Raw genomic sequence first — 9,272 nt, 5'->3', positions numbered from 1 at the left:
GCCGCCTGATAAGGACACAGATTCATTTTGTAAATTCCCGCCGCCAGTGAAATAATCATTGGATCTAATAGATTCATCATAATTTGCATTTCCTGGTACCCCTACGCCGCCGTGTAGCGGCGTAACGTTAGAACCATTACCCATTCCCTGAACACTTCCAGACGATTGGCCGTTATGCGGTCTCTGGCGCATGAAGGCTGGTATTGCCAAGTCTCCCGCAGCGCCAATGCTGCCTTTCGTATCGTTTAAAGACACCGTTTGTGGCACACTCGCGGAGCTTGTCGCCGCTACTTCTGCTCCGGCACTACCCGCCATTACCCCAGCTAACACCTTGGCGCTCACGCCGCTTCCACTGGCTCCTAGTGGTGGCGGATCTCCTAAACTTTCAGTTTGCAACGGCGCGTTATCGTCAAGATCGTTATCTGTATCAGTACCGGCAGTAGCATTAATATCTGAAGCGTCCAGGCGTTCATTCTCCAATGCTGCTACGGTGCCTGTTTCTCTGCCGCTCTCCATACTATCTACGGCTGCTCCCGCCGCAGCTCCCGCCGCTGGTCCACCGGCCATGGTTCCTGCTGCTTGAGCAGCTCCACGTGTCACCTTATGCCTAGCAGCGTTCATGCGACGGTCAAACTGTGATGCTTCCATAGCCAGTTGCCGCGCAGCTTGGTTGCCGGCAAATAATATTTTGATTAGGCGATTACGAATCAGGAAGATCAACACCAGGATAACAAACTCAATGATGGCAACGGCAATGTATCCGATGCTGTCGCTATTCCCCTCCTGATACACGATCTCCGACATCGTAAATACAATCAACGCTATAAACGATACGCCCAATTTAAGAATGAGCGGCAATGCCAGTTCCTCCGTATATCGGCGGAACACGCCTCCACCCGCCGGAAATGCTGCAATGAGTAAGTAAAACGGTGCAAGTGAGGCCACGGCCAAAAACCAAAACTGAAGCACGATGATGAGTAATGCCAAGGCAAATATCGGAATGGATGTAATCCCATTAACTACAGTGTACAATCCAGTGAAAACCAAACGCTCCGGTACTTGTACATAAGTCATCATTCCATTTCCTGACTCTTTGACTTCGTTCTTTTCTACGAAATCCTGCCTCACTTGTCCTGGCGGCTTACTCAAAAGTTCATCAACCCGACTTTCTCCTACCTCACTTTCCTTATCCGTTCCATATTGCATATATAAATAGGGACGATGTACAAATAAATCCCACATATTGTTGCCCATGCTTTGCCTTGCGCTTAAACCGTCTTCACTTAGGGACGAACCGGCTCCCATGATAATGGCTGAAGCTTCTGTCGTAAGAGAATTAGCCCCCTTCAGCACAGTGGCATAGTTACTGAAGAACAATAGCGTAATAACCAAGATTAGGAATGTCTTGACCAGGTTTCCGACTGCTTCAATTTGCGCGTGCTTAAAGAAATACTGATAAGCAAATAGTAATCCAACAGAAATTCCAATGATTCCAATTAACTTCCCGTACAGTCCCATACCACTAAAGCCCATGGAGGATATGCCCGTTACACTTTGCATGACTCCCTCAATACGCTCGATCAATGTATTTACTACATCAAAATCAAATGCATAGTCGAGAACGGTTAGCATGGCATTGGTCATGTACAGATTCATTTTGAACAGGATATTGACCATGAAGTTCATCGCCTCATAAAATTGGGCCATGATCGAGTCCTTAACGGCATCACCCGAAATCCAGCTACCAACCGTCGAGAAAGCTTTGGTAAAAACGTTACCTTCTTCTTCTTCGTCTCCTGTTTTCGAAGTGACATCAATTTGGTAATAGGCTGGAGATCCGTTGCTGGTTACTTCGTGGTCTGTGTTAAACAGGTTTGACGAAATGTTTTTACCAGCCAGCACATCCGGATCGGCTGCGCTGGCTATTGGCAGCATACAGCTCACGAAAAAAATAAGGACGAGCATGCCATATCGAATCCAGCGTTTCATTCTGGATCACCCCTCGTCATCGCTTTTGTGCACAGTTATTACTTCGTCTGGATTCGCATTTCTCGACATTTCCTCTTCGTCAATTTCTCGAATCTTCCACTGCCCATCTTCTTTACTCATTCTCAGCAGATCTGAAAAATACTTTTGATGATTATCCAAAAAATAACTTACCTTATAATAAATTTGGCCTTGTTCGTTGGGTTCCTCACTGTACCGATAGATTGAATATTTCTCTCCAAGTTTCTCAAAATTCCCAGGATTAGAATGCTTCCCTTCTTTCAAATTTGCGTATCTAGGCTGATCCGAAAATAATATGGTCTTAAATAAATCATCATCGAATTCAACACTAGCCTGAATATAGGTTAGAGCCAGGGCATCCGCTGATTTCACATCAGCGGATGGTTCAGTACCCCCTTGCTTTGATGAACAGCCGATAAGAAACAATAGAAGCATTAGGCTTACAAAGCTCGTGTTAAAGATAGTCCGACCTGTCCGCATACTCATACCCCCATCCGAATTTTTTCTTGGCGTTCCCGCTCGTATTCCCGGTCTTCCTGAGTAGCGGTTGAGCTATCGAAGGCTTCCTCGATCTCTTTGTATACTGGATGTATCCGGACAGCAGCTGTCCGACCATAGATATCTTGGAACAGTGCCGTACCTCGATCCAGGCTATTAAGATATTCAATGTTGGATGGTGTAACCGGTAGACCAAAATATCTGAGCATTTCTTCTGCTTCTTCGAGTTTTTTCAAAGCAAAGCAGAACTTCATTCCCATATTGGATACATCCTCGTCATAGTCCGTAGCGTTTTGTGTCCCTTTGACCAAAGTCGTATTATAGTGACGCCCCATACGAACGATGAAGTCCATCTGGTTCTTGCCTTCAGACGAATTTTCAATCGTCTTGGACTCGTCTTGCATGATAACCTTATGAATCGACCGATCCTGTTCCAGCATGTATTGCTTCGTAAAGGAGGTAATCGATATCAGAATGGCTTCGGAAATCTTTTCGATCGGTCTTGGCGCTTTGTTACCGCGCGGCAGCTTCAAGTTCTGCACCATTAACACCTGGAGTGGCTTCGTCACTTCCAGGACTCGATAATCCTGGCCTTTTTCACCGAAGAGCAGACCAGCAATCTGAGTGCGCTTCAATGTCTCAAGAGTTTCCACTATCCCCTGAATAGCTTCACGGTTCCGCTCACTCAAACCGCCTATTCCAAGCTGCCCTTTGAAGTAATGCAGCACCCCTCCAAGACACGGATCATGCTGATCCCCCTCTTGCTCCACTGCTTCACTCAATCGCGTAAATCCCGGATCTCCCAAATTTAGATCGCACAAGAACGAAAGAATATCCAATGAAATGTCCTTCGCTTCTTGAATGGAAACACTTGTGCGAAACGGATCTAGGCAACCTGCGTCCCTCTTATCTGCTCCCAATGTCCAGACCGAAATAAATTCCGGTGGAATGAATGGCAAGCCCGCTGCCCACCCTTTTCGGTCACCCTTTGGATCAATAATGAGTGCGCGTGATCCGGTAAGTACACATAGATAGGTATACAGATTGGCCCAAAATGACTTACCTTTACCGGTCATGCCTGCAATCATCATAGCCAGGGAATCGACAACGTTATTTACGCCTTCAAATGCTTTTGCGGCCAAGTCAGGTTGGATAAACACTGGCCGGTTGAGCTTGAGCGTCTGCCCGATGTAAAAACCGCGATTGTCGCCAATGTTCGTCGTGGCTCCAAACATCATCCCGGCCAGCTTTGTTGGCTCCACGTATTGAATATAGTCCTTATTGATCCGCGGACAAGTCGGAATAAATTCCATAAAGTACGAGATCATTTCCCCATACGGACTGAGCAAGTGAATACCGAAAGCTTGCATTTCCCGCTTCAACTCGTCTACTCTGACACGCAGCTGGTCTTTGTCTTTGGCCGATACACGGAAAACAAAGCTACATCCATATGCCGGGTAACCAGTATCCGTAAACCGGCTTTCCATTTGAATAGCTCCACTCTCAGCCTTTTCGGTGTTGAGATCCACGTGACTGTCGCCCTTGTGGGCTTCTTGCCGTTGATCCTCGTAGGAAAGCCGCACGTTACTGAGGTTTTTAATGATCTGATCATTTCGCAGCAGCCCAGCTTTTACCGACACTGCAACCGGAAAGCGTAGCCGGTTTTGGATATGAAACATCCATTCCGATCCTGGATGCAAACTGTGTGGCGTCATTTTATCAGCAACCAGGTACTGGACGTAACTTTCCTTGATTTCCTCATCCACCATTTTGTAAAGCTTGAGTGTCTTTTGGTCGTATTCTTCAATTTCTGCATTTTGAAGTTCATAGAATGACTGCGTCCGGCCACGACGCGCTTCATGCTCCTTCCGCTCCCCATCAATGCCGGAAACGTCTACGCTGGTTTCATACCCCTTCCGCAGCTTGGTATCGTTCGGCGTAACGCTAAAGTTCTGCTCGATCAGGAACAGTGTTTCTTCCTTACTGAGCATCCGGACCAGGGAAGACATGGACTGACTCAGGGTTTCTCGCAGCCCTTCAGCCTGATGTTTATACTGCTCAATGTCTACTTTCAGAATATCGTTCGGTTCCAGCCCCATTGCGCGGTACACTGGCGATTTAAAACCATTGATGAAGTCCGTCAGTCCGGCAACCACCGCTAGGCCGGTATTACCAACCTTTCTAAACTCATTTTTTTTAGGATCAAGTTGTACCCCGATGTAGGTATGATATTCATTGGTTTCCCGGGAAGAACGTTGATTACTGAGCGTCTGTTTCAACCTTTCGAAGTAATCAATCCCGTTCTCTTTCAGGGGATAATCCTTTCTCATAATGCTCTCTATCGTTTCATCCAAAATCCCGTTGACGTCCGTAAGGGACGGGATCATAAGGAAATGTAGATCACTCATATTTTCGACATAATAGGATAACTGATTATTGAAAGGGTGGATCTTCTGGACATAATCCCGGAAGTCGTACCCATAACCTTCGACCTGATAATAAGCCCACACGCTTCCATCCCGCCCAAAAGCTAAGTTTCCTTCAATGTGCTTTGTCGGAAATTCGGTAAATACCTTCATTAGATCACCTTCCTTCCTCTAATCTCGCATGGTCATGTACCCTTCAAATTGATAATTGGTACGTTTCTTCTTTTTCTTCTTCAAGCGATATTCTCTGGCAGAAAGCTGACCGCCAAAGCCATATGACTTTGGTCGGTCCAGCTCCATTCCCTTAAAGTAAGTGACGCGCTTTGCCTTCCTCATGTGATAAAGCACCATGCTTCTAGCAAACTTAATCGGTGGTCGATTCTCCGTCCCCACGTCAATCAGGAGATACGTAAGCATGAACGGTGCCGCAATTAAAATGGAGCTTGGTATTATTTTCAAAGGTATATTCAGCACAGGAATGTAATACCAACCAACCATAATTGCGGCGATACCGAAAAAGTAGCCAATAGACTTCAATTTGAGAGGTCGCCCAACTTTAAAACCAGCAAACTGATACAGCTTGCGTTCAAACTTCAGAAACTCATTGAGAACAAACATATCCTTTCGCTGCTGCATAAAGGTTGCCCCCTTTAATTTATGCCGACTAGTTTCGCAGCCCATTCAGAAATTTTCCCTAGCACCTCTGGTTTCGAAACAATCAAATATGCCACCAACAGTACCAAAAATGTACCAATAGCACCGATAAACTGACGTTTAAAGGCAAGGACAATAGCGAAGAAAATAGCAGCAACCAGGATCAAATTCCCTCCTTGCTCTGATGCCCAGTCCAGCAACCCATCAAAACCAATATTCATGTTGATTCCTCCTATTGTTGATCTATTTTACTTACAACGTAACGCCCATCTTTTTGTGTAATATCCAATCTGTAATTGGTTACGAAGCGATCCTCTGAAACGGGATCTTCCAATACTACAGTGGCAAAGACAATATAAGTTTCGGGAGTCTCACCCTGATAAATTTGCGAATTTTTAACGTTCACAAAGTTCATGCGCTTATTCAGTCCGCTTGGATGATCTTTGTCTTCAAGCAGATATGCTAACTTGTCAGCAGGATCTGTGGCATAAGAGCCAAAGAAAGTATCAAGGAAATTGCGAATATTTTGCTTAACCTCAGATTCTGCTACATCCTGTAAACCATTTTTCGGATCTGACGCGACAACGGTAGTCTGCGGATTGATATAGGTGTACTTCGGTAGATCATAGATTCCATAATTCTGTGCATAGGCTACCGGTACAACAAAAAATTTACTAACTTCCTTAGGTTCATATTTAGTGGTTGTGGTTTTCTTTTTCGTCTTTTTGTCTGTAGTCTCAACTTCCTTCGGAATACCAAGCTTCTGATACACCTTTAGGGTAACGTAAGCCTTGTTATCGCCCTTTTCCTCGATATTGGCGATTTCCGTTGACAATAAGACCGAAGTGGTTTTTAATGACGTTGGCTCTAAGCCAGCGTGTGGATCGATGCCTTCAGCCAGATATGGCGCCAAACGCTCTTGACGCTTCGCCAGCGCTTCGCTACCTGGCTTCCAAGTAAAATACTCCTTGGCAAAATTCTCGGCATATTGGACAGCTGTAGTGGTTGTGGCAGGGTTTAGTGTTGGAGTTTGTTCCACAGCTGCTGCATTCACATCCTCTTGCTTAGACGGATTCAGCGTAGAGAAGAAAAACACCAGAAACACAAAACCAAACATGATCCAAAAAACGATTGTTCCAAATTTCCTTGTACGATAGCCACGTGGACGATAGGCTTTACGTTCTTCCACCTTGGGTTTCTGTAAGTTCCGAAAAAATCGTTTTATCTTCTCCCAAACAGACACTTTTTCTTGCTGTGGCGCATCATCCGCAGCTTTCCGCTTGGCTAAACTTTTCGCCATAGTTACACCCCCTGTATTTAAGCACCGATTCCGGTGAGATCAAGCGCGTTGCGAACATAGACACGAGCCACATAAGGCGCGCCGTCCTGCTCAATAGTCTTCCGGCATAAGAAAACTTCGCCTGTACCAAGTCCGCGAATATCATCCGGATGCGCCCGGTAACGCTGTACCATTCGTACAGTCCCCATTTCAGATTCAAACCGCTTCTTCCAAGCGTTTTTCTCCACCTGACTGGTAATGTCTGCGTCTTCATAAGTACCGCATGCCGCCGCAAGTACCTCTGCATCTGCCGGATCGTTGACCCGCCCAATCATGTAGGTATTGCAGTTGTTAATGATCTGCCGGGTAAGCACAGGATCAACAGCATCAATATCTGATAGTCCCTGTACGGACAACAGGCACTCGAAACCAGCAGACCGGCTCTTATTAATAACGTCCACCACTTCATGGCTGACGTAAGCCGAAAATTCGTCGTAGACCGACATGATAGACTTCTTGCCCTCTTTTTGACGGTAGTCTACCAAAGTATTCACTTCCATTATCACGACACGGCCAAGGGTCTTGATATAATCCTTATACTTGTTTCCGGATATGGAGAATATCGCAACTTCATTGTTATCCGTGATCGTTTTAAGGTCTATACCGTCTTCTCTTTCAACAAATAAATGTCCAAGATCCGATTCAATGAGTTCGGCCAGTTGATTACGCAAACTGGTGAGTGCGCCAAAACTGATTCCTGACGGTTCATCCTCGTCATCCTCTTCTTCTAATCCAAAAAACCGCTCCCGGTAATATTGGATTTTGGCTCTCATTTCCTCGTCCCATTCAACCTGATACCGCACCTCGGGTTCACTCAGTCCCTCATCCTCGCCATGGTCAAGCCCTTCAAACAACATGCTTGCTTTCACCGGAGCTGTTTCCTCTTCCGGATCTTCTTTTATAGGCTCTTCTGATATAGCATCTGCTGGAAGCTCCTTAGCTTCTTCCTCTACAGGCTCTGCTACCTCGGATAATTGCTCTGGTTCTGGTTCAACGGTAACGAACGATTCGTTCACTTCTTGAAGCCCAAAAAGGGACGCGGCAGAATCAGGTTCCGGCTCTACTGCTGCTGAAGGTTCGCCGTCTAACAGTTTCGCAAGTTCTTCACTAGTGAGTTCAACAGGTAGTTCTGGCGTTGGCTCCCGTTCCTCTGGCGGTTCCATTGATGAATATTCTTCATCCAACACTTTCGTGAGTTCTTCACTGGTCAGCTCAATGGGTTCCGGTTCTGGCTGTGGTTCTTCCGGCAGCAGTTCTTGATCCAGAATAAATTTAGCCGGCTTGGGAACCTCAATCATCACCTTCGCACGTTCAGTCTGTTCAGCCAGAAATCGCGCAACCTTCGACTTGGCTGTAAAATCGTATACCGTTGCAAGTTCTATCGGCTGGTCAAAGTCTCGAAGCATCCGAAAGACGAGCTGCAGAAACCTGGAACAGTTCGTTTTATAAAATGGTTCGGACCATTCAAACAGGTTCATGACCTTATCCCGCAGTTGCGTTGGAGATCCATGCCGCAGAAAGTTAAATGATAATTCGTCTATATCGGTGAACATATGGACGGTACGTCCATGTTTCTCGCACATTTCCTTGAATTCAAGCATCGATTTAAGCTCACCCTTGCCATCCATAAAAATGATGGGCTTGTTTTGACGCAATGCGTTTTCCACGTTCGTTCCGATCAAGACAGTCTTACCGCCACCGGTTGTGGCAACAGCCAAAATATGCTGGTTCGGCTCATGTGCTTTCAAAGCCACTCGTTCCTGAAATTCGTCATATCCAATAAAGTTTTCGGACGAGTTAGATTTCCGGAAATGAAGTTGTTTTTTATTCAAGTATTTTTCCCTGTTTAGTCGGAATTGTCGATAGTCGCGTTCCTTTTTCCGCTTTCGGAGTCCATCATGTTTCGACTTGATGATTTTACTGCGGTAGTATTCGATAAACGGATGCGCCGCATTTGCCATCAGGATTCCCAGGGATAACGTCCCTAAATAGCTAAAAGCATTGATCGGAAAAGGTTGGTTGCGATTCAAGTATTCTTCCGCCAATGGAGTAACATACGGGATCTGAAGCCAGGACATGAAACCTAATAGAGCCATCCATTCGTGAGCCCCGTGTATAATCAGTAACCCGAATGCAGCCATTGGTAGGAGCGTGTACAAAATCCATTTTTTCTTGATTCCAAACACTGCCCCCACATAAATCAATGCCGCCGCTATAAGAGCGAATAAAGTAAAGCACGCAGCCACAAGCCCGATCACAGCAATTGCTATCTGTCCTACCGTCTTGGCTTCTTCGTCAGTTCCTCTGCCTTGTAGTAGTTGATCGTCGTCAGCACTTCGCTGCACATG

General features: G+C 45.9%; 7 protein-coding genes. All 7 read right to left on the bottom strand.

The genetic code is table 11. From position 1 onward, the window contains the following. On the bottom strand, positions 1-1,989 hold a 1,989-nt coding region (locus WFI24_RS33725; protein ID WP_336766156.1), incomplete at its 3' end, for a CD3337/EF1877 family mobilome membrane protein. Between the two features lie 6 nt (positions 1,990-1,995). Further along, the gene (locus WFI24_RS33720; RefSeq protein WP_336766154.1) at positions 1,996-2,487 is read right to left on the bottom strand and encodes a hypothetical protein; all 492 of its coding nucleotides are present in this window, start codon (positions 2,485-2,487) and stop codon (positions 1,996-1,998) included. A gap of 2 nt (positions 2,488-2,489) precedes the next feature. Further along, entirely contained in the window at positions 2,490-5,084 is a 2,595-nt protein-coding gene (locus WFI24_RS33715; RefSeq protein WP_336766152.1) for an ATP-binding protein, read from the bottom strand. An 18-nt stretch (positions 5,085-5,102) separates the two neighbouring features. Further along, a complete protein-coding gene (locus WFI24_RS33710) occupies positions 5,103-5,567 on the bottom strand; it encodes a TcpE family conjugal transfer membrane protein (RefSeq protein ID WP_336766151.1) in 465 nt (154 codons plus the stop codon). A 14-nt stretch (positions 5,568-5,581) separates the two neighbouring features. Beyond that, positions 5,582-5,806 (bottom strand): hypothetical protein, encoded by a 225-nt coding sequence (locus WFI24_RS33705; protein ID WP_079351285.1) that lies wholly within the window; start codon positions 5,804-5,806, stop codon positions 5,582-5,584. Between the two features lie 11 nt (positions 5,807-5,817). Beyond that, positions 5,818-6,885, bottom strand: a complete 1,068-nt coding sequence (locus WFI24_RS33700) for a conjugal transfer protein (protein WP_336766149.1) — start codon at positions 6,883-6,885, stop codon at positions 5,818-5,820. A 17-nt stretch (positions 6,886-6,902) separates the two neighbouring features. Next, positions 6,903-9,269 carry a TraM recognition domain-containing protein gene (locus WFI24_RS33695; protein ID WP_336766147.1) on the bottom strand — a complete coding sequence of 789 codons (2,367 nt, stop codon included), beginning with the start codon at positions 9,267-9,269 and terminating at the stop codon, positions 6,903-6,905. Between the last annotated feature and the right edge of the window lie 3 nt (positions 9,270-9,272).

Source organism: Paenibacillus sp. USHLN196, from assembly GCF_037144955.1.
In the GTDB taxonomy this organism is placed as follows: Bacteria; Bacillota; Bacilli; order Paenibacillales; family Paenibacillaceae; genus Paenibacillus; species Paenibacillus xylanexedens_C.
The sequence above is the reverse complement of the archived record's forward strand: the minus strand, read 5'-3'. Positions and strand labels throughout refer to the sequence as shown.